Here is a 20,822-nt window from a genome sequence, read left to right as displayed (position 1 = left end):
GGTTGCCGACGGTTGCGCGCACCCGTGGTGCGGTGGCGGTGCGCCGTCGGTCAGGCGGTGGCGGCGGTGTCGGTCTCGACGGCCTTCTCGTCGGCGAAGTCGGCGTCGAGGTCGACCCAGCCGCCGTCGACGTAGAGGACCTCGCCGTTGACGTAGCTGGCCGCGTCCGAGGCGAGGAACACCGCCGGACCGGCGATCTCGGCCGGCTTGGCCCAGCGACGCAGCGCCACCTTCTCCGAGTACGCGTTCGCCCAGGCCGACGACGAGCGGATCGGCACGGTCAGCGCGGTCTCGACCGGGCCGGGGGCGATCGCGTTGACCCGCACGCCGAGCGGGCCGAGTTCCGCGCCGAACACCCGCACCATCTGGGCGAGCGCTGCCTTCGTGCCCGCGTAGATGACCTGGCCGGGTTCGACGGCGCGGCTGGAGATCGACGAGATGACGATGATGCTGCCGCTGCCCTGCGCGGCCATGATCCGCCCGGCGCCGCGCAGGACGTGGAAGCCGCCCCGCAGGTTCACGTCGGTGACGGCGTTGTACTCGTCGTCGGTGTAGTCGATGAGCGGCTTGCGGACGTTGATGCCGGGGGTGCCGACGGCGATGTCGAGCTGCCCGCGCTCGGCGGCGACGCGGGTGAGCAACCCGTCGACGTCGGCGGAAAGCCGCACGTCCATGGTGGCCGCCTTGGCGGTGCCGCCGGCGGCGACGATGGTGGCGACGGTCTCCTCGACGCCGACGGTGTCGAGGTCGCCGCAGTCGACGACGGCGCCCTGGGCGGCCAGGCCGATCGCGATCGCGCGGCCGATGCCGGACGCGGCGCCGACGACCACCGCGACCTTGCCTGTCAGATCCAGCACCTGTGCTCCTGTGTCCTGGGACGGAAAAGGAAAAGAACGAGGGGACTACGTGGAACTGGTGGAGGTCCGCGCGGACCGGTGGTTCTGGTCGGTGCGGCGGACGAAGTTCGCCATGATCGCGTCGACGGTCGCCGCGGGGATGTGCACCACGCACAGAATCCGGTCGCCCGGTTCGGTGTGCTGTGCGAAATGGGCGTTGACGTCGCCGTCGTCGCAGCGCGGCCGGGTGCGGTAGAGATCGGTGGGTACGCCGATGCCGGCGATGCGTCCGCTGGCCGGGTCGAACGGCGCGTCCGGCGCCAGGGCGGTCGCGATCTCGCCCGCCAGCGCCGCGACCTGCGCATCGCGGCCGCCCGGCCCGTCGTCCCCACCAGGGGTGGTGCTCGTCGACGGGTAGAGGGCGGCGCCGGGGAGCTGGCCGTAGGCACGCATCGCGCAGAAGGCGACGGGGTTGTAGGTGCGCAGCGCCGCCAGGTAGGGGAAGCCGCCGGTGGCGATGACCTCCTCGAGCAGCGCCAGCCAGCTGGTGGCGAACACGTCGCCGCCGCGCAGCCGGGCCCCGACGAACTGGATGCCGATGTGCAGGAACGGCCGGCCGGACGCGGTGGTCGCCCAGCTGGCGCCGAGCGCCGACACGGGTGCGCCGCTGTCGCGTTCGACCCCGATGACCAGGTGCTGCGCCTCGCGCAGCAGACCTGGCCGGGCGTCGAACAGGGCGCTCATCCGCAGGTCCGGCAGGGCGTCGATCAGGCCGTCCCGCAGCCAGCGTTCCTCGGCCGGGCCGAGCGGGACCTCGTCGCGGGAGAACCGGAGCACGGCGTGCGGTGACATCGAGGTGGACGCCGCACCGGTGGAGGTGGCAGTACCGGGCATGACGGGTGGCGACGACGGTAAACCGGGCACCATGGGTGGACCGGGCGCCGCGGTCAGGCGAACCGGCCGGCGAGGGTGCCGGCGGCCTGGAAGGAGTTCGTCGCCGGGGCGACCACGGCCTGGTAGAGCTCGAGGAAGTAGGCCACCCACAGGTTGGCGACGATCTTCATGTGCTGGATGACCTTCGCCTCGTCCTCGGCGGAGGACACCAGCGAGGTGAGCACACCCCAGACGAAGTCGGCGTGCTCGTCGTCGATGTCCGTGCCGACGTGCCGACGGGCGCCGGCGACCTTCTCCCGGCCGAGCTTGTCCTCGAGGTTCTTCACCCAGGACGGCTGCGTCTTGGTGGTCGTGTACTCGACGAAGTACACGCTGCACAGCAGGGCCAGCGGGGTGCCCTCGAACTCCATGCCGTACTGCAGGTAGCCAGTGAGCAGCTTGGTGGCCTGGAACGGGTCGGTGGAGTAGATCTCGTCCTTGGTGACGCCGACGCGGCCGAGATCACCGGCGAACCACTCGTCGTGGAGCATCTCGTCCTCGACGTAGTGCGCCCAGGCGGCGCCGCGGACCGGGTCGCGCTTGGTGAAGTAGTTGATGGCCAGCGCGTCGATGGTGCGCTTGCGGCGCAGCCGCAGGATGGTCTCGATGTTGTGGCGCTTGTAGTACGCGAGGTTGAGCTCCTCGCCGCGGGCCTGGTGGTCCGCATACGGGATCTCGGCGTAGAACTTGGCGATCATGGCGTCGAGCAGGTCGTCGACCTGCGTGCGCAGCGCGCCGAGATCGGCGGTGCGGGCGGCGGCGGCCGCCCGCGGGTCTCCGTACCAGCTGCGCGGGTCGTCGGTCATCGCGAGGGGCTCCTTCCGGACGGGACGGTGACAGGGGGCGGGTTCAGCAGCCGCAGGTGGGGGTGCGGCGCCGGTTGAGCCGCCGGACGGGCGTCGGCCCGGGGTCGGGCGCGGCGCGGACGGGGGCCTCGGGGCCGGCGATCCGGACGCCGGTGGCCGCGTCGGTGATCACCGTGTCGGCGCAGGTGAAGGTGAGCGCGTACCGGGTCGTCGGGGTGAGGCCGAAGCCGAGGTGGACGGTGCCGTCGGCGCCACCGAACATCTCGTTGAGGCCGCAGTTGCCGGACTGCTGGACGAGCTCGGGGTTCAGACCGATGCCGAACTCCCAGACGATCCGGTAGGACTCGTCGGCGGCGTGGAGCTTGCCGAGGGCGTCGACGGCACGCTGCCCGGCCGGGTCGATGGCGCGCACGTCGGTGACCGCACCGTCGGCGAGATCGAGCACGATCGTCGCGTTGCGCAGCACGTCGAGGTCGGCGAACAGCTGCGCCTGTTCGCCGAGGACCGCCGGGTCGTCGCCGCGGTGCACGATCGGCGCGCCGCGCAGGGCAATGCTGCCGTGCAGGGCGAGCCGGCTGGAGGTGTCGAACCGGTAGAGCCCGGTCGGCGCGGCGCTGGCCTCCCCGGACGGGGCGATCTGCTGCTCGCCCGGGCCGAGCACCCCGGCCTGCTGGTTCCACTCATAGTCACCCGAGATGCCCAGGCGGGCGGTGGCGTGGCCGGCATGGTCGGCCAACAGGACCTCGTCCGCGTCGCCCAGAGCCTCGAACAGCCGGTCGGCACGAGCCTCGAGCGCGCCGCTGTCGGTGCGCTGCACGACGTCGAGAAAGTAGGCGACGTGCGCGTCGGTGACCGGGGTCGAACCGCAGGGCATCGCCGCGAGGCGCCGCCCCGGCCCGATCTCGTCGGGTTCGGGGGAGACCAGGAAACGGTCGGGGCAGACGACGAACACGTCGGCCTCGGCGGGCATCCCCGGCGCGCGCAGGGCGTCGGCGAGGCTCTGGCCGGCCTCGATCGTGCGGTGCACGACCTCGCGGTAACGCTCGCTTGCGGCCAGGACGAAGTCGGCGGCCCGGTCGGCCTGGGTGAGCAGGCAGAACGTGTTGTGGGGGCCGGGGAACTCCCGATGGGAGTCGGGCTGCACGACGAACTGTGCCATGAGGACCACCAGAAGGCGCGACGCGACGGAGAACGGGATGGCAGGTGACGGGCGGCTTGACGCGTGGCGGGACGACCGGATGGGACTCGGTGGGCATTGCACCTCGGCGGATATTGCACCTTGGTGGGCATTGCTGGGACTCAGGGCGCAACGCGCGGCGCTGCGCCCTGAGTCGGGGTGGGCCAACCCGGTCCAGTCAACCCACCCCTACCCCGCGGCATATCAGCCGAGGAGGGTGCCCAGGTAGCGGTCGTTCTTCTTCACCTGGATCTTCTTCTGCGCGACCTTCTCCACAGTGATCACCTCCTTCCGTTCATCCACGGTAGTGCGGTGAGAGACGAGGAAAACCTCGCCCCGACCGGTCAGGTGGCCAGACCGACCGGACTTCTTGGGGGTGCCGCCGACGGTATGGCGTCGGTCGGCGTGCCGAGCATGATGTCGCCCTGGTCGTTGCGGACGACAGTTCCCGGAGAAATGATGTCGAGGTGGTACTGCGTGAACGGCGTGAGCCCGATCCCCCAGTGGAGGCAGCCCTGGGTTCCGCCGTAGACCTCGTTCATCGCGTGGTTACCGGGAAGAATGTTCAGGGTGGTGTTCAGCGCGTGGCCGATCTCCCAGACCAACCGGTATCGGGAGTCTACCGTGAAGAGCGCCTCGAACATCTCTATGATAACATGCCCACCCGGGTCGGGGGAAGACATTTCGGTGATGAGTCCGTTTTCCACGTGGGCGACCACGGCGTACTCGCGCATCGGCCAGAACTTGCCGTGAATGCGCTCCTGGTCGTTCCGGGAGAACGACGGTGTGCCCGAGTGCAGGATCGGATACCCCTGAAAGACGATATCACCGTCGAGTGGTAGGCGCAGGTAGTCCTCAAAAGACCGGATCTCGATCGGCAGCACACTGATCTCACCGGCCGGCACAATTTGCTGTTCACCCCAGCCGACCAGGCCGGCCTGCTGGTTCCAGACCAGCTCCCGGTCGAACAGGCGCAGCACCGCCGTGGTGCCGTACCGGTCGTCGCGGTACTCCAGGGACTCGCCGCGCTCGGCGAGCTCGAAGAAGCGGTCGGAGAACTCCTCCTGGGCCTGCGGGTCCGTCGCCTCGACGCAGGTCAGGAAGTGTTTCAGTGTCTCGAGGTCGGTCGGGGTGGAGTTGCAGGCCATGCCGAGCAGCTTGCGCCGCGGGCCGAGCACGTCGACCGGCGGCGACTGGAAGAAGGCGTCGGGCGACATGACCAGGACATGCGCCTGTTCGGGCACGTCCTCGCGCATGAGCCGGGCGAACTCGTCCTCGCCACCACGAAAATCGAGGATGCGATAGTCGTCGTACGCGGCGTCCCGGACCAGGCGGATCTTGTCTATGAGGCCGGCATTGGTCACAAGACAGAAGACGGTGCCGGTGGGATCGCCGAACTGGCGTATCCGGGACGGATCGACGACGATCTCGGACGAGGTCATCTCTTCTTCTCCTCCTCACTCGCCCGGCCCGGGACGGCCGGCTTCGGGTCGCCATGGCCGAGTACAGAGACAGCCATGGGTGCCGTGCCCAATGCTGGAGTGCACTTCGCGGTGAACAGAGCGAACCATGAGGGTTTTCGGGCCCGGTGCGAGCGGGGTCGCGACCGGGGCGGCGCGACGGTCGGAAAAACTCGTCGACCCGTGAATACGTCGGGCGGCCGCGGTGATCTGGTGTCGCGGTGATCTGGTGTCGCATTGATCCGTGAACCGGTACGGACCCTGTGAAGCAGAACTATAACGCGGTCGGGGCCCTGGTGGAAGGATTTTTGGGAAACCGTGGGGAGTTACTTTGTGATGACCGGCGTGAACCGCTGGTTGCGACCATTGTTCGGGCGGGAGCGGCGGGCGTCTCATGCTGCATTGCCCGAGCCTCAACCAATGACAGGACAACGTCCTGGGTCGGTCGCGCCCCATGGGTGGGACGGGGGCGATGACCGGCCGTGGGCAGAAAGGCTGCCGGTCGAATGGCAGGTGACCGCGGCGGCGGGGACAGGGCCGCCGAGTCCAGTTCTGTTCCCACCACGGAGCGGACGAGAGCACCGCCCGCCCCGGGAACGTGGGCCGGCCTCAGTTTCCTCTCCGAGCGGCCGGGTCGGTCGGGCTCGTCGCATCGGTGGGGATGGTTGCATCGGTGGGGGTGGTCATGCCGGACGGGCTGGTGGGGATAGGTACGCAGGTGCGGATGTCGCGTCGACCGTGTCCGGGCGGCAGGGTGACGCCGGTGACGTGCACGGGTACGCCGTACAGGTCGCTGAGCCGTTCGCCGGTGACGACGTCGTCGGGATATCCATCCGCGATGACTACTCCGTCGCGCATCAGCACCGCCCGGTTGGAGTAGGTCAGGGCGTGCGAGGGCTGGTGGGTGGTCATGATGATGCAGTGCCCCTCGCGGGCCAGCTCCGCCACCACCAGCAGGGTGCGGACCTCGTTGCCGTAGTCCAGGGCAGCGGTGGGTTCGTCCAGGATGAGGATTCCGGCCTGCTGCACCAGCGCCCGGGCGAGCAGCACGAGCTGGCGTTCACCGCCGGAGAGCGCGGCGAAGGAGCGGTCGGCCAGGCGGCCGATGCCGAGCCGTTCGAGCTGCTCGAGGGCCTGGCGGCGGTCGGCGGCGCCCGGCGCCTCGAGCAGGCCCAGATGGGGGGTGCGGCCCATCACGGCGATGTCAAGCGCGGTGAACGGGAACGGCGACGACGTCGACTGCGGCACGTAGGCGACCCGCCGGGCGAGTTCACGCGGGGTGAACTCGGTGATGTCCCGTCCACCGATGCGCACCACGCCGGCGTGCGGGCGCAGCAGCCCGAGCAGGCAGCGCAGCAACGTCGTCTTGCCGGCGCCGTTGGGTCCGAGCAGGCAGCACACCTCGGCGGAGTCCACCGACAGGGACACGTCGACGATTCGGTGCCCGTTGCGGCCGTAGCCGAACGACAGCCCGCTGACCTGGACCTGCGGTGCGTCGGCGGCCGCGGCCGTCCCCGGGGCGGTGGCCGATGCGGGCGAGCCTGGATGCGTGCTGGTCACAGCCACTGGCGTCCCGCCTTCGCGAGCAGGCCGACGAAGAACGGAGCACCGATGAGCGCCGTCAGGATGCCCAGTGGCAGGTCGAGCGAGGTCGCGGTGCGGGCGACGTCGTCCACGGCCAGCAGGTAGGCGGCACCGATGATGGCCGCCACCGGCAGCAGCCGGTTGAACGACGGCCCGACGACGAAGCGGGCCAGGTGCGGAACGACCAGACCGACCCAGCCGATGATGCCGGCGACACTGACCGCGGTCGCCGTCATCAGGGTGGAGGCGCCGATCGTCAGCGTCCAGATCCGGGCCCGGTTGACGCCGAGCGAGCGGGCCTCGTCGTCCCCGGTGGCGAGCACTGTCAGCTGCCAGCGCACCGCGTACAGGATGACCAGGCACACCGCGACGATGACCGAGGGCACGATCAGGCTGTGCATGCTGGCCCGGGCGAGGCTGCCGAACAGCCAGAAGGTGATCTCCGGCAGGGTGGTCTCCGGGTTGGCGAAGTACTGCACGCTGGAGATCAGCGCGTTGAACATCGCGCCGATGATGATGCCGCCGAGCACCAGAATGATCAGTGAACCGCGGCCGACGAACCGGGCGATGGCCATCGACAGCGCCGCGGCGGACAGACCACAGCCGAACGAGATGATCTGCAGCAGGGTCGTGTCCAGGCCGATGAGGATCGACACGGACGCCCCGAACCCGGCGCCCGCCGCCACTCCGAGGATCTCCGGGGAGACCAGTGGGTTGCGGAACATCGTCTGGTAGGCGGCGCCGGAGGACGCCAGCGCCGTGCCGACGAGCAGTGCGGCGAGGATGCGTGGCATCCGGATGTCCATGACGACGGCCCGGTCCTGCCCGCCGACGGCGTGGCCGATCCCGAACAGCTCGTGGCCGAGAACCCGCAGCACCGTCCACGGGCTGAGGGTGAACCGTCCGAGCCCGAAGGAGACCACGACCAGCACGATCAGGACGATCCCGAGCAGGACAACCCGCAGATGGTCACCGAGAGTGAGGCGCGCCCGGGCGGTCGCCCGCTCCCGCCGTCCCTTCGGCGTGCCGGCCTCGGGAACGTCGGCGGTCACGGTCGGGGCGGGGGAGGCGGTCTCGGTGGGACTCATGGCATCACTCGGCGGACAGCGGGCTGGGCGAGCAGGGGGACGACCTTGCCGGCGAACATCCGCACGGTGCTCTGCTGCAGGGCCAGGGACGCGGTGCCGCTGAACGACGGCCGCAGGTTGACCCGTTCCACGCCGAGCGAGTCGCGCAGCACCGCCAGCCGGCGGGCGACGGTGGACGGGCTGCCGACCACCGCGGTGTCCTCCTGGAAGCGGGCCGGATCGAAGTCGCTCTCGCCGACGATCTGGTGGCCGTGCTCCTCGCCGCCGAGGGCGGCCAGGCGCCGGGTCAGGCGCACGACGATCGGGGTGGCCCGTTCCCGGGCGGCCTCGTCGGTCTCGGCGACCAGGCAGAACCGTTCGACCCGGACGTCGGCGGCCTGCCCGCCGTGCGCGGTGTAGAGCGCGACGCAGGCGGCGATCGACGCGGTGGTCGTGACCGCCGGCAGCAGCAGTCGGTGCCGGCGGCTCGCCGCCCAGATGATCGACTCCTCCGAGCAGGGGGAGACCTCGATCGGAGGATGCGGCTGCTGCACCGGGGCCGGGCCGACCCGGAACTGCGCGCCGTCGGCGGCGCTGCGGGTGCGGCCGCGCCAGTAGCCGAGCAGCGTGTCGAGGGCCTCGGGCAGATCGACCGCGGCCGTGGCCGGGCTGCTCTCCCCCTGGTAGGCCGCGGCGTAGGCGTCCACTGGCCAGCCGATGCCCAGGATGACCCGCCCGCGGCTGATCTGGTCGAGGGTGGCGAGGTCCGCGGCGAGCTGGATCGGGTCGTGCAGCGGCAGGTACAGAGCGGTGAAACCGAGGCTGATCCGCGAGGTGGCGGCGGCGACCGCCGCGGCCAGCGGAATCGGTGACGGCCGGGACGTCACCGACCGGGAGCCGACCGAACCGAGATGGCCGTCGGTGAACCAGACGCTGTCATAGCCGAGTGTCTCGGCGATCCGGGCGAGTTCCACCGTGGAGGTGGCCCCGCTTGCGCCGAGGTCGCCGCGCCCGCCGGGCAGGCCGAATTGCATGATCATATGTGTGCCACTGCGCCGGGGGCGCGGCCCTTCCCGTCCAGAGGTGATTACTTGGTGCCGACCTGCAGGATCTGATCGAGGTCGGCGTCGGTCACCTGGTAGTCGAAGAACTTCTGGTAGAAGGAACGCGTCTCCGCGCGAATGTCGACGTCCTTGAACAGGTCGGGGTGCAGCATCTTCGCGATCCACTGGATCTGCAGCGCCTCTTCGGGGCCGAACCGGTCCCACGGGTAGAGGCCCTGGGGGTTGAGATACACCCGGTTCGTCTGCACGGCCTTGAGGCTCTGCCAGCCCGGCGCCTTCTCGAACTCGCTGATGACCGACTGCGCGGTGTTCGCCGCGAGCCCCTGGTCACCGCCCGGGGTCTCGACGACGAGGACGTCCGGGTTCCACCGCAGCAGCTGCTCCATGCTGATCGTGACGTGGGTGCCCTTGGCCCCGCCGGCGGAGTCCGTGCCACCGCCGAGCCTGATCCAGCCGTCGATGAGGGATTTTCCGCCGTCGATCACCAGCGGCGGGTAGCTGGCGACATGCACGACACTCGGCTTCTGGTCATCCGGCAGGTTCGCCAGCCGCGACTGCACCAGCTTCAGTCGGGCGTTGACGTAGGCGCCGTACTCCCTGGCCTTTGCCGCGGCCGTGCCGCCGTATACCGTGCCGGCCAGTTCGATGGACGGGACGAGCTGGTCGAAGGTGTCGAAGTCCATGTTCAGCGCGGGCAGGCCGGCCTGCTGGAACGGGGTGAGAGTGGCGCCGCCGTCAATCGTGGACACGACGTCCGGCTTCAGCGTGAGCAGCTCCTCCATGTTCACCTTGCCGCCGCTGCGGAACAGCTCCGGCAGGCCGTTCACGCCGGGGAAGACCTTGCGCAGGAACGGAATGGTCTTGACGTTCTGCGGGATGGCGACCAGCTTCGGCCCGACCCCGAGCATGATGTCGGTCACGGTGTGGGCCGGGAACTGCTCGGCGATCCGGTCGATCTTCAGCGGGACGGTCACCTTCTCCCCGCTCATGGACGTCACGACCTGCGTGGTCGGCGCGGCCGGCGCCGTCGCGGACGGGCCCGAGGAGCCGGACGAGCCGCAGCCGGCGGCCAGCGCCAGCACCGCCGCCGCGGCGGTCAGCGCCAACGGACGGGTGCGCGTCAGCCGCGTACCGCAGCGCCGCCCCGACCGTGCGACGGGACCACGGGAGTCCGGACCTGCGACCGGGCCGCGGGAATCCGGACCCGCGGCTGTCCGGCACCTGGCCACGCTCGCGCTCGCGACCATGTGCCGGGAAAACACGGTGGAGCCTGCTGCCACGTCTTCGTCCCCCGAACGGGTGATTGCCGGTAAAAGCAGAGGGTGATTCAGTCGGCACTGACGGTGTGCCGTGACGATCTCGGCCGCGGGCCGGCGGGCGATGCTCCGGTGCATCCAAACTCCGCGAACGCGGCTGGGATGCACCATAGACCCCGCACCTGCGTCTGTCACGCGGCTGGAAGCCCTGATCTGCGGATGCAGGCGCGACTCTGGTCCTGTGTGTACGGGCGGCCCGCCGAACGTGCCGGTCCCTGCGTCCAGCCTGCCGAGTCGTCGGATGTCCGCAGGTGAGGGGTGAGAAGTTTTCGAAAAGTCGCGTCGAGGGGAGAAAATATTTCGCATTTTTACGCTTCGACAAATATTTTCGTACCTCGCGGCGCCTGCGTGGCACCTGTGCGACGTGGGGGGGGCCGAGTCCGCCACGTCACGACAGGGTGTCAGGTAACGCCAGGGTTTCCGGGTCGACCGGAGGACGTAACCTGCGTCAGCGCGCCCGCCCGCCTGATGTGATCCGCGTCCTGTCCGCACGAGACAGGGGGTCGGGCCCGTCTCCAGCCATCTCCGGGCCGGATCTGTGCAGCCCACCGGCCTCAGCCGACGGTTAGTCGGTGGACGGGCGTTCGACCGACGGCCACTTCGGGCGGCCACCCCGGACGGCCACTTCGGGCGGCCACCCCGGACGGTCAGTCGAAGGCGGGGGAGATGCCCCAGGAGCCGCCGAAGGACTCGCCCGGGGCGAGGACGCGCAGCCCCGCGCCGCTGTTGAACGCGTTTGCCGGGCAGGTCAGCGGCTCCACCGCGATGCTGCGACGCCGCTGTGCCGGGCCGAAGGTGTCCCCGGTGAAGACCTGCAGATAGCCCCAGGCCTCGTCCTGCCACACCGTGAGCGCGTCCCCGCCGGGGACGGCAAGCACGACGCGGGCCCGTCCGTCCGGATCGCGCCGGAGATCGGTGTAGCAGGTGTCCAACGCAAGATCACCGATCGGACGCGCCGTACGGAAATCGAACGAGCCGCCGTCGGCCGGGCTGACGTCGACGGCTGCGGTGCCGGTGGGGATCATGCGGTCATCGGTGAGCAGGCGGGTAGCGGCGGGGACGGTCAGTGTCACCTCGTCGGCGAGCTCGGCATCGCCGCCCAGGCCCGTGACCGCGAAGTACGGATGCAGACCGAGCCCCACCGGGGCAGGCTCAGCACCCACGTTCGTCGCCGTGAAGGTCATCGTCAGGCCGTCCGCGGCGAGCCGATAGTCGGCGGTGAAGGAGATCGTGAACGGGTAGCCGCTCTGCGCCCGCAGGACGAACGACGCCCGTACCGCGTCCGGCGCCGACTGGTCGAGCTGCCAGGCGGACCAACGGACCAGCCCGTGGCTGGCGTTGCGCAGCGGCACCTCGTTGAGCGCGAGCTGATAGCTCGCACCGCCGAACTCGTAGCGCCCGTCGGCGATCCGGTTCGGCCAGGGCGCCAGCAGCTGGCCGCGGCCCCGGCTGGCCATGGCGTCGACCGGGTAGCCATCGAGGACGTTCCGCCCGCCCACTCGGTACTCCCGCAGCCCCGCGCCGACCTCGGTGACGGCGACCCGGGCACGGCCGTGCACGAGTTCCACCTGCCGCCCGGACGGCGCTACTGGCTGCATCGGGTCCTCCTTGACCGTGACGGCGTGCCCTGCTGCGTGCCCTACCCTGCTGCGTGCCTCACCCTGCTGCGTGCCTCACCCGGCAGCGTGCTCTGCCCCGAGCATCACCGCGCCCCTCCAGTATTCGGGATGCCACCGACAGTCCGACGGTGGCATCCCGCAACCGGGCGCCCGGACGGGCGGCGTCAGGGCTGGGCGCTCACATGTGGGTCAGGATCCAAGCGGATGCTCGGCGGATCCGGAGTGCTCGGCGGGATCGGAGGCTCGTGGGGCGGGGGCGGGGAGCCGGTGGGCGAGTTGCGGGAACAGGGCAAGCGCGTTCGCCCGTTCGATGCGGCGGCGGGCGGGGGTGTGCAGCGCGGGGTCGGCGAGCAGGGCGTCGCGGCCGGCGAACACCGTGTCCGCGGGGACGGCGTTGTAGTCCGAGCCGTACAGGATGCGCTCGGCGCCGACCGCGGCCAGCAGCGATGGCGTGCTGTAGGGCGACATGGGACCGGCGGTGTCCACGTGGAAGTGGCGTAGCGCCGCCCGCACGACCCCTGGGTCGACTCCGTAGCCGAGCGCCTGGCCGAGGCTGAGCCGCGCGGCCTGGTACGGCAGATAGCCGCCACCGTGGGCAAGGATCCACCGGATCCGCGGATAGCGGTCCAGATCGCCGCGCACGACAAGCTGGACGGCGGCGCGGGTCGTGTCGGCAAGAAAATCGGCGACGAACGGCGGGACCGCCACCGGCGCGGTGGACGGCAGGTTGTACGGATGGACGAGAACCACCGCGTCGCGTGCATTCAGCTCGGCCATCATCGGCGCCAGCGCCGGATCGCCCAGATAGGTGGACCCGTCGTGCGCCATGAGCAGGACCCCGTCTGCCCGCAGAACGTCGAAGGCATGACGAATCTCGGCCACCGCGATCTCCGGCGTGGCCCGTGGGATGCTGGCCAGCAGCCCGAACCGGGTCGGATGCGCGCTGACCAGTTCGGCGAGGCCGTCGTTGGCGAGCCGGGAGAGTTCGGCGGCAAGCGCCGGCGTCGGCGTGAACTCGGCCGGAATCGCCGCGGACAGCAGCGCCAGCTCGATGCCGGCCTGGTCCATCGTGTCGAGCGTGGCCTGAAGCGACCAGGTCGCGAACAGCGGCCCCCCGACCGGCGGCAGCTGCCCGTGCTCGACCAGCCAGGCCCGCACCTGCGCCGGCATCGCGTGGTGGTGCACGTCAATCGCTTTGCTGACCATGATTCCCCCGAATCTTCGTGGCCACCGCGACGTCCCTCTCTCGCGGTGACCTGGCCTCGGCCCATCTGACCGTGGGCGAGTCAAAGAAACGTCAATTGCCTCGGGGGATCCCGTACAGGTCCGGGATTACATCGTCAGTCCGGGTGTGTCTGCCGGGCTTGGCGGTTCGGTGACATCGCCGACCTTCCTCGCCATTCTTGGCGCCGGGAATCCATCAGCAGAAATTCCCGCAAGGAGCGGAAGGTGATGGTTCGATGCCCACCATCAAGATAGTCAATGGTGTTGACGGAGCCTCGCGCCGCCGCAGCCGAGATCCAGGGAAAAGTGCTTGGCTCGCCGGGCGGGGTGACCGGTCCGGTCGGTCAGGAACCGGTGCCGAAGGCCGGGCCGTCGAACGTGTCGACGTGGGCGAACTGGCCGACGGGACGGCGAGTGAGGCGCCGTGGTGGGCGGGTCGGGTAGCCCAGAGCGAGTACGGCGGCGACCGCATGATCGGAAGGGATGCGCAGCAGCTCCGCCAGCCGCGGTTCACGGCGCACGGCGAAGGTGGTCAGGGTGCCGCCGAGGCCGACGTCGCGGGCGGCGAGCAGGATGTTCTGGGCGAACGGGTAGATCGACGCACCGCCGACGATGCTCTGCCGCTCGAGCTCCACATCGGTGACCGCGAGTGCGGTAAGCCGCACGACCAGCACCAGCAGCACCGGCACCTGGTCCATGTCATCGACGAACGGGCTCGGCGCCGGTGTGCGGGACGCCTCCTCGAGATCGATCGCGGGCCCCTGCCACCGCCCGTCCGGACCAGGTGCGAACGGGCGGACCCCGGCGTTGTTCTGCGCCACGTACTCCCGCCAGCCGAGCTGGGAGATCTCCCGCAACCGCCGGCGCAGCTCGGGGTCGCGCAGCACCAGCACCACCCACGGCTGCTGGTTACCGCCGCTCGGCGCGAACCGTGCCGCCTCCAGCACTCCCTCGAGCACCTCGTCGGTGACCGGCTGGTCGGTGAACTCCCGCACGGCCCCGGCCGTCCGCATCGCCTCGCGCAGCTCCACATCCCCGAGGCTATGCCCGTCGCGGCTGGTCCGACGGCCCCTTTGGCGCATGCCACCTCGGTGCACACGTCCCTCAGGGTGGCGGATCGCAGCGGGTCAGGTGGGACTGTCGGGGCGGGTGTCCCAGCCGGAGTCGGGTGGCGGTTGTGCGCCGGGGCCGAAACCGGGGGCCCAGACGTCCGGGATGTGGGGGCAGCGTCTTACCGGGTGGTGAAGCGTGAGGCTCGGCAGGCCCGGGCTGGTCGCGGCTCCCGTGCGGGTGGCGCGCAGTGTCCGGGCGCGTTCGCGGCGGCACCGGTTGCAGGTGGGGAACAGCGCGCGCACCTGGGGCGGGGGACCGGTCGGTCCGTTCCGCGCCGCTGCCGCCGCCGCCGCTGCCGGTGTCGGTGTCGGCTCAGATGTTGAGGCCGGCTCAGGTGTTGAGGCCGGCTTCGTCGTCGGCGTTGGCTGCGCGTTCTCGGCCGGGGTCTTCTCGTTCACGCTGACACCGTTCCTGTTCCCCCGCACCGTGGGCAGGTCACCTCGTCGGAACCGTCGAACGAGCCGTTCTGGTCCATCTCGGCCTTGGGGATGAAGAGGTCGCCGGCGCCTGAGCAGCGCGGGCAGGTGAGCATGCCGCGGTCCGCCGCGACGACCTGGTCGGCGGTGTAGTTGCGTCCCCCTCGTTTCTGCCCGTTGCGGCCCGTGCTACTGCCGCCGGACGTGTTGCCGTTTTTGTCCGCATGCCGACCCCAGGTCACGGCTGCCTCCGTTGACATCGCAGCCCGGTATACGTCCGGAAGATTAGCCATGATGTGAGCCCTGGGAAGGCGGGCGACTCGTCTATGTAGTCAATCTAAACAGAAAGTCGGCACCTTGGGGGTATCTTGCGGTCAACCCTTTGCTCAAGGTGACATGGCGGGGTGGCCAGGTGGCCGAGGGCGTCGGCGTGAATGGAGCTGGCGGGGCCCCGGTATCTCGGGCGGATTCGGCGGGTGACACGGGCTCGGTGGCGGTCACCGGGTCGCCCGTCTCCGCGACGAGATCGGCGGGGTCCCGTCGGCGGCAGGATCGCCGTGGCTGCGGGCGCGTCGTCGGATGCGGGTGATCCCACCCGGCGGACCGTGGACCGTTGCCGGCGCTCGAGCCTGCCGGCGGTCTCGCCCGCGAGGAGTTACGCGAGGTTCTAGATTGCCCCATTTTTGATGATGCGGGTGCTCTACCCCATCCGGACTAGACTCTCACGTAAGAGTATATTTGGCCTGCGCTCGGGAGGTCGGGTGATCCGGGCCAGGGAAGGGAGGTGGTGCGCTGGATTCACGGCCTTCGGACGGTCCCTTGCCTGGCGGCCGTCACGGCCAGTCCTACCCGCCCGCGTGATCGGCATGTTCCGCCCCCCGTGTGGACGCCCCCACTCAGGTGTTCTCCGGATGAGCGAGAAAGGATGCGGTGACGCAGAGAATGCCGCCTCGACCGCCTGGCCGGCACCGGATGGGTCCCACGTCGCGGGCCAGTCCGCAACCTTCCACTCCCCGCGCCAACCTGCCTGCGCTGACGGGTCTGCGCGGAGTCGCTGCGACCCTCGTGTTCCTGCGCCACATCGATGCGGACGTGGGAGAGACTCTTCCCGTGGCCCCCCTGGGTAACATCGGATATGCGGGGGTCTCGTTCTTCTTCGTGCTCTCGGGTTTCGTTCTCACCTGGTCGGCTGGCCCGGTGTCGCGAGCCCGGTTCTTCTGGCGCCGGTTCGCCAGAATCTACCCGTTGTATCTTGTCGCCATATTTTTGTGGTTCGTCGTCGCCGGGTCGCTGGGAAAGATTGGTGAGTTCGGCTCGAAACCCGCTTCTATTCTGCCGAGCCTGCTGCTTGTTCAGGCCTGGATTCCCACCCAGTCGATCTATTTCGGGTGGGGTGGAGCGGTTCTGTGGTCGCTTTCCTGTGAGGCGTTCTTCTACCTTGTTTTCCCGCTCGTCCATTCACGCCTTGCCGCCCGGTCCAACGTGGCGCGAATTCGCCTGGCGTCGAGCGTTCTGGCGCCGACCGCGGCGGTGGCCTGCCTGGCTGGCGCGATTGATCCGCGTATCGACCTCGCCGCCTACGCCAATCCGGCAGTGCGGGTCGGGGAGTTCGTCCTGGGCATCGTCCTGGCGCTGCTGGCGCGGGACGGTGTGCGCGGCACGGCGGGGCGACGCAGGGCCCTCGCCGTCCTGGCCACGGCCTGGTTCGCCGTCCCGATCGCGCTCGGCTACCCCTACGGCGATCACCAGGGGCTCATCGACACCCTCACCCTGCCGTCCTTCGCGGTGGTGATCTTTCTGGTTGCCACCCGGGAGGCCGACGGTGGCCGCGTGCCCGGGGCGAGTGCCCGTCCGCTGGTGTACTTCGGCGTGATCTCCTATGCGTTCTACCTCGTGCACCCCGTCGCGCTGACCGCCGCCGGCGAACTCGGCTGGTTCGACGCGACCACCTCGGCCGGGCTGGCGCTCGGCGTCATCGGCGGTTTTCTCCTGGCGTTCGCGTGTGCCGCGGCGCTGCACCACGGAGTGGAACAGCCTGCCCATGGGTACCTGCTCCGGGCGGGGCGCCGCTCACCGGGTCAGCAGACCATTCCCATCCGGCACGTGCCTGAGCACAGACCGCCGCCGCCCTCTGATGTGCCGTTCACTAACGCAACGTCCACGGATGGCTCGTCTGCGTCGGTTACTGGCGTTGTGTCGGTTGCGCCGACAGATCGAGTCTGACGTTACGTTAGGGTTGGTGTCGGGCGTGCATGACGGCGACGGGTCGGCGCCCGGGAGCACGAAGGGGATCCGAGGACCACATGAGAAAATCCGGCCTGGTCGCAGGGCGGCGGGACAAGGCGGCCGTCCTGCCCACTTCCCAGCGGGCGCACAGACGCGTGCCGATGCTCCTGCTGATCGTGGCGCTGGCTCTCCTACTGGGGATCGAGGCCTGTTCCGGCAGGTCCAAGCCGGCCGGTCGACCTGCGACGCCTGTGCCGTCGGCGACCGCGTCTGCAGCACCGTCACCGCCGGCCGTCCGGTCCGGCCTGGGGTGGGCGTCCGGTGCCAACGGAAACTATCCCGCGGACATCAATGCATGGGCAACCTGGACGGGCCGTCCCGTGGATGTGGCCGTCGTGTTCACCACCCGGAAGGACTGGCCGAGTATCACGACGGCCCCCTGGCCGGTCGGCGCGTTCACGCCGGCCCAGTTTCCCGGCCAGCTGTCGGTGGCCCAGCCGTTGTATCCGGAAAACGGTGACGAGCAGGCCTGCGCCCGCGGCGACTACGACGGCTACTGGGCCCAGTTCGGCTCGACCCTGACCCGCTACCATCGTGGGGATGCCTACGTCCGGCTCGGCTGGGAGTTCAACGGCAGCTGGATGTACTGGCACGTCCGCGACCCGCAGACCTGGAAGAGCTGCTTTGTGCGCGCGGCCACCGCGATCAGGTCAACCGCGCCCCACGTGAAGATCGAGTGGACCCTGAGCGCACACACCGACACGCTGCCCGGAAGTAAGAACGACGTGTGGGCGGCCTATCCGGGAGACGCCTATGTGGATGTCGTCGGCATCGACGACTACGACATCTATCCCGCCGCCAAGACGCAGGAGGCCTGGGACAAGCAGTGCCACCAGCCCTCCGGCCTGTGCACCGTCACCGACTTCGCCCGCGCCCACCACAAGAAGCTCGCGGTGCCCGAATGGGGCCTGTCCTACTCGAACGGCGGCGGTGGCGACAACCCGTTCTACATCGAGAAGATGCACGAGTTCTTCACCCAGAACACCGACGTCCTCGCCTACGAGGCGTATTTCAACAACTCCGAGGCCGACAACGTCCGCTCCTCGCTGAACAACCCCAACCTGAACCCGAACAGCTCCCGCCGCTACCTCGAGCTCTTCGGCAGGAACCGCGGGACCGGTGGCTGACCGGCGCCGGTGTGGCCGAGGCTGATCCGCGGTCTGGCTGGGGCTGATCCGCGGTCTGGCCGGGGATGATCCGCGGTCTGGCCAGTTTTTCGTGGATCAGGGGGCTGGCGCGGTCAGGGTCCGAACCGTGGTCGCTGGGCACGGTCATGGTCGGGCTGAGCGACCACGGTTCGGGGGATGCCGTCGGGCCTGGGGGCGACGCACCCGCAATCTGCGCATGGAGCCATTTACCGGTTACTTTTCGTGGTGGCCGGAAGGAGGAAGGGTCCGCGTGAAGTGGTTCAGTCGCGGCGTGGACGGCGGAGGGTGAAGTGGTCGAACAGGGTGTAGTCGGGGGCGGGATCGCCGGGCTGGACGCGCGGGGCATGGTAGTAACCGACGGTGATGGTGGTGGGGCCGCCGCGGCGGGTGCCCGGGTCGAGATCGAACACGGCGATGCCGTACGGGTGGCCGGTGGTGTCCGGGCGGGCGGACCAGACGGCGTCCTCGACGGCGTCCGCGGGGGACTTCGTGAAGGCGCCGGTCCTCGCGTCGCGGCTGATCGCCGTGCGCCTGGTGATGACCTTGCCCTGGCGGGCGCCGGTGGGCGTGGTGCCGTAGGTGTCGGTGGGGCCGGACGTCCCCCCGCCGCCGAGCACCAGGTAGACGGTGCCGGCATCGGTGTCGAAGGTGTCGGCCGACGCGTCGGTGACGACCGGACGCGGTCGCAGCGTGTCGACCGAGGTGCCACCGGAGGCGCCTGCGGTGCCACCCGTGCCGGCACCCGTGCTGCCGCTGGTGGTTGAGGCGGTGGGGACCTCGGTGCCGTGGTCGCGGTCGAAACCGCGCAGGGGGAACGTCCGCTCGTAGTCGTGGTCGTGGCCGGTGACCACGAGGTCGACCTGGTAGCGGTCGAACAGGGGCAGCCAGGCCTGGCGGATGCCGAGGTCCGAGCCGTTGCCGGTGGCCGAGCTGGACACCGGGCACTGGTGCATCTGCACGATGATCCAGTCGATGGTGTGGTCGGCGCGGGCGGTGGCGAGGGTGTGCTCCAGCCAGCGGGTCTGCCGGTTGCCGCCGGGGGCCAGGGTGCCGTTCGCGCCGGCGGCGAGCGTCCCGGTGTACTGACGGTTGTAGCGGCTGGTGCCGCCGGGGATGGTGGCCGTGCCGTTGGCCGGGATGATGTCGGTGGCGGCGAAGGCACCGCCGTCCTGGTAGATGACGTCGTCGGCGTCCAGGGAGACGAACAGCGCCGAGCCGACCCGGTAGCTGTAGAAAGTGCCGACCAGGCCAGGAATGCCGTTGGACGGCAGGCTGAACCGGGTCAGGTACGCCTCGTAGCCGTGCGGTCCGTTGCCGAACTCGATCTCGTGGTTGCCCAGCGCCGGCATCCACGGCCGGTTCGCCGCGGAGCGCGCCACGTTGACGCCGAAGTCCCGCCAGACCGCCGGCTGCTGGGCGAACGTCAGGTTGGCGTAGCAGAGGTCTCCGTTGAGCAGGTGGAACAGCGGCGCGAACCGTTCGACGGCGTTCACCGCGTGGAAGGCGTTCGGCGACGAGATCGTCCAGGCCCGGTCGGTGGCCAGATCGCCGTAGCTGGTGAACCGGAACGGAAACCGTCCCTGCCGGGCCGTGGTGAACGTGCCGATGCCGGCGTTGCCGGCCGGCCCGCCCGTGGGACTCGCGGTGGGGCCGCCGCTGGTGGGGGTTGCGGTGGCAGCCGGGCCGCGGTCGGCGGTGTCCACCTGGTAGGTGTACGCGGTTCCGGGGCGCAGCCCCCGAAGGTGGGCGTGGTAGACGATCGTCCGCTGGCCGTTCAGCCCGTCGACGTACGTGCGCTCCTCGGCGTCGACGTACCGCCCGAACCCGCCGGTCGCCGTCCCGAGTCGCACCCGCGGTCGCCGCACCGCCGCCGGCGACACCCACGAAATGGTCATGGACGTCGCCGGATCATCACCCCAGGCCAGATGCATCTGCTCCGGGATGGTCCCGGCGCTCGTCCCCGCGAACGCCGCCTGCCGCCACAGCACCGGCCCACCCGAACCGCCACCCAGCGCCGACCCGCCGACCAGGGCGAGCCCGCCGCCGATGACGCCGGCCCGCAGCAGCCCCCGCCGGGACGTTCCGCCAGCCGGGCGAGCGATGTCAGTCGGGCTGGCGGCTGCGCCGTCGACGTCAGGATCGGGCGGCGGGTGGATGGGCGCGGTGCTGGTGACGCGCGCGTGGACCGAGGCAGCTGAGGGGTTCGCGTCCATGCCCGTCGATGCTGGCCGCCCGGACGGACGGCGAGCCATCCGACACATGGCGTCGACGAAACCATCCGGTGAACCCGTCCGCCGCACGCGTCACGCGGACGGCCGAGATGTGGACGGACGGGGGATCGGCGCACCGTCGGGAAGTCGTCGCACTGCGTCGACATGGTCGTCGAGTTCACCCACCTCGAACCGATGGTTGTTGATCGCCCACCAGAACCGGCCATCGGGCTCCCCGGTCAGTGTGTACGAGCCGTCGGCGGCCAGCATCGCGTACCCACCGTCCGGAAGAGTGAGCAGTACCGCGATCTCGGCGCCACTGTGGGCCTCCCACAGTCGCACGGTGTTGTCGTCGGAGCCGGTGGCGAGGGTGTGGCCGTCGGGGGAGAACGCCACCGCGCGGACGCTGCGGGTGTGGCCGGTGAGGGTGGTGTGGGTCTGTCCGCTGCGGGTGTCCCACAGTCGCACGGTGTGGTCGTCGGAGCTGGTGGCGAGGGTGTGGCCGTCGGGGGAGAACGCCACCGCGAGGACGGTGCTGGTGTGGCCGGTGAGGGTGGTGTGGG

17 protein-coding genes are annotated in these 20,822 nt (G+C 70.1%); 2 read left to right on the top strand and 15 right to left on the bottom strand.

Annotation, left to right across the window (positions count from 1 at the left end):
- Positions 1-50 precede the first annotated feature (50 nt).
- The 13 genes from ND747_RS06400 to ND747_RS06340 all read right to left on the bottom strand — a co-directional run bounded on the left by ND747_RS06400 (position 51) and on the right by ND747_RS06340 (position 14,857).
- Positions 51-857 carry an SDR family oxidoreductase gene (locus ND747_RS06400; protein ID WP_251732534.1) on the bottom strand — a complete coding sequence of 269 codons (807 nt, stop codon included), beginning with the start codon at positions 855-857 and terminating at the stop codon, positions 51-53.
- Positions 858-902: 45 nt separating this feature from the next.
- Positions 903-1,730, bottom strand: coding sequence for a hypothetical protein (locus tag ND747_RS06395; protein WP_251732533.1), 828 nt, complete (start codon positions 1,728-1,730; stop codon positions 903-905).
- Positions 1,731-1,783: 53 nt separating this feature from the next.
- Positions 1,784-2,575, bottom strand: a complete 792-nt coding sequence (locus ND747_RS06390; RefSeq protein WP_251732532.1) for an iron-containing redox enzyme family protein — start codon at positions 2,573-2,575, stop codon at positions 1,784-1,786.
- Between the two features lie 43 nt (positions 2,576-2,618).
- Complete coding sequence (locus ND747_RS06385; RefSeq protein WP_251732531.1) at positions 2,619-3,734, bottom strand: hypothetical protein; 1,116 nt, start codon at positions 3,732-3,734, stop codon at positions 2,619-2,621.
- 362 nt (positions 3,735-4,096) lie between these two features.
- Complete coding sequence (locus tag ND747_RS06380; RefSeq protein WP_251732530.1) at positions 4,097-5,194, bottom strand: hypothetical protein; 1,098 nt, start codon at positions 5,192-5,194, stop codon at positions 4,097-4,099.
- A 627-nt stretch (positions 5,195-5,821) separates the two neighbouring features.
- Positions 5,822-6,772: an ABC transporter ATP-binding protein gene (locus ND747_RS06375; RefSeq protein ID WP_251732529.1), complete on the bottom strand. Its 951-nt coding sequence runs from the start codon at positions 6,770-6,772 to the stop codon at positions 5,822-5,824.
- Positions 6,769-7,884, bottom strand: a complete 1,116-nt coding sequence (locus tag ND747_RS06370) for an iron ABC transporter permease (RefSeq protein ID WP_251732528.1) — start codon at positions 7,882-7,884, stop codon at positions 6,769-6,771. The genes ND747_RS06375 and ND747_RS06370 overlap by 4 nt, the downstream gene beginning before the upstream one ends.
- Positions 7,881-8,903: an LLM class flavin-dependent oxidoreductase gene (locus ND747_RS06365; RefSeq protein WP_251732527.1), complete on the bottom strand. Its 1,023-nt coding sequence runs from the start codon at positions 8,901-8,903 to the stop codon at positions 7,881-7,883. Before ND747_RS06365 ends, ND747_RS06370 begins: the two co-directional genes overlap by 4 nt.
- Positions 8,904-8,950: 47 nt before the next feature.
- Positions 8,951-10,033, bottom strand: a complete 1,083-nt coding sequence (locus tag ND747_RS06360; protein WP_251732526.1) for an ABC transporter substrate-binding protein — start codon at positions 10,031-10,033, stop codon at positions 8,951-8,953.
- A gap of 857 nt (positions 10,034-10,890) precedes the next feature.
- Entirely contained in the window at positions 10,891-11,841 is a 951-nt protein-coding gene (locus ND747_RS06355) for an aldose 1-epimerase family protein (protein WP_251732525.1), read from the bottom strand.
- A gap of 210 nt (positions 11,842-12,051) precedes the next feature.
- Complete coding sequence (locus ND747_RS06350) at positions 12,052-13,068, bottom strand: amidohydrolase family protein (protein ID WP_251732524.1); 1,017 nt, start codon at positions 13,066-13,068, stop codon at positions 12,052-12,054.
- Between the two features lie 362 nt (positions 13,069-13,430).
- Positions 13,431-14,168 (bottom strand): nitroreductase family protein, encoded by a 738-nt coding sequence (locus ND747_RS06345; RefSeq protein ID WP_251732523.1) that lies wholly within the window; start codon positions 14,166-14,168, stop codon positions 13,431-13,433.
- Positions 14,169-14,593: 425 nt separating this feature from the next.
- Positions 14,594-14,857, bottom strand: coding sequence for a hypothetical protein (locus ND747_RS06340; RefSeq protein WP_251732522.1), 264 nt, complete (start codon positions 14,855-14,857; stop codon positions 14,594-14,596).
- A 700-nt stretch (positions 14,858-15,557) separates the two neighbouring features.
- Between ND747_RS06340 and ND747_RS06335 the strand changes: the two genes are divergently transcribed.
- Complete coding sequence (locus ND747_RS06335) at positions 15,558-16,838, top strand: acyltransferase (RefSeq protein ID WP_308204572.1); 1,281 nt, start codon at positions 15,558-15,560, stop codon at positions 16,836-16,838.
- A gap of 398 nt (positions 16,839-17,236) precedes the next feature.
- Positions 17,237-18,028 carry a glycosyl hydrolase gene (locus tag ND747_RS06330; RefSeq protein WP_308204569.1) on the top strand — a complete coding sequence of 264 codons (792 nt, stop codon included), beginning with the start codon at positions 17,237-17,239 and terminating at the stop codon, positions 18,026-18,028.
- Between the two features lie 281 nt (positions 18,029-18,309).
- Here the strand turns inward: ND747_RS06330 and ND747_RS06325 are convergent, their stop codons facing one another.
- Both ND747_RS06325 and ND747_RS06320 read right to left on the bottom strand, forming a co-directional pair.
- On the bottom strand, positions 18,310-20,262 hold the full coding sequence (locus tag ND747_RS06325) for a metallophosphoesterase family protein (protein ID WP_251732520.1): 1,953 nt from the start codon (positions 20,260-20,262) through the stop codon (positions 18,310-18,312).
- A 90-nt stretch (positions 20,263-20,352) separates the two neighbouring features.
- A partial coding sequence (locus ND747_RS06320; RefSeq protein ID WP_374216159.1) for a WD40 repeat domain-containing protein occupies positions 20,353-20,822 on the bottom strand: 470 nt, incomplete at its 5' end.

Source organism: Frankia sp. R82 (assembly GCF_023716925.1).
GTDB lineage: Bacteria > Actinomycetota > Actinomycetes > Frankiales > Frankiaceae > Frankia.
This window is presented reverse-complemented; position numbering and strand designations above follow the sequence as displayed.

Coding starts and splice junctions, on each gene's coding strand:
- ND747_RS06395 (WP_251732533.1), bottom strand. CDS start 1,730: ATGCCCGGTACTGCCACCTCCACCGGTGCGGCGTCCACCTCGATGTCA.
- ND747_RS06390 (WP_251732532.1), bottom strand. CDS start 2,575: ATGACCGACGACCCGCGCAGCTGGTACGGAGACCCGCGGGCGGCCGCC.
- ND747_RS06385 (WP_251732531.1), bottom strand. CDS start 3,734: ATGGCACAGTTCGTCGTGCAGCCCGACTCCCATCGGGAGTTCCCCGGC.
- ND747_RS06380 (WP_251732530.1), bottom strand. CDS start 5,194: ATGACCTCGTCCGAGATCGTCGTCGATCCGTCCCGGATACGCCAGTTC.
- ND747_RS06370 (WP_251732528.1), bottom strand. CDS start 7,884: ATGAGTCCCACCGAGACCGCCTCCCCCGCCCCGACCGTGACCGCCGAC.
- ND747_RS06365 (WP_251732527.1), bottom strand. CDS start 8,903: ATGATCATGCAATTCGGCCTGCCCGGCGGGCGCGGCGACCTCGGCGCA.
- ND747_RS06355 (WP_251732525.1), bottom strand. CDS start 11,841: ATGCAGCCAGTAGCGCCGTCCGGGCGGCAGGTGGAACTCGTGCACGGC.
- ND747_RS06350 (WP_251732524.1), bottom strand. CDS start 13,068: ATGGTCAGCAAAGCGATTGACGTGCACCACCACGCGATGCCGGCGCAG.
- ND747_RS06345 (WP_251732523.1), bottom strand. CDS start 14,168: ATGCGCCAAAGGGGCCGTCGGACCAGCCGCGACGGGCATAGCCTCGGG.
- ND747_RS06335 (WP_308204572.1), top strand. CDS start 15,558: ATGCCGCCTCGACCGCCTGGCCGGCACCGGATGGGTCCCACGTCGCGG.
- ND747_RS06325 (WP_251732520.1), bottom strand. CDS start 20,262: ATGGACGCGAACCCCTCAGCTGCCTCGGTCCACGCGCGCGTCACCAGC.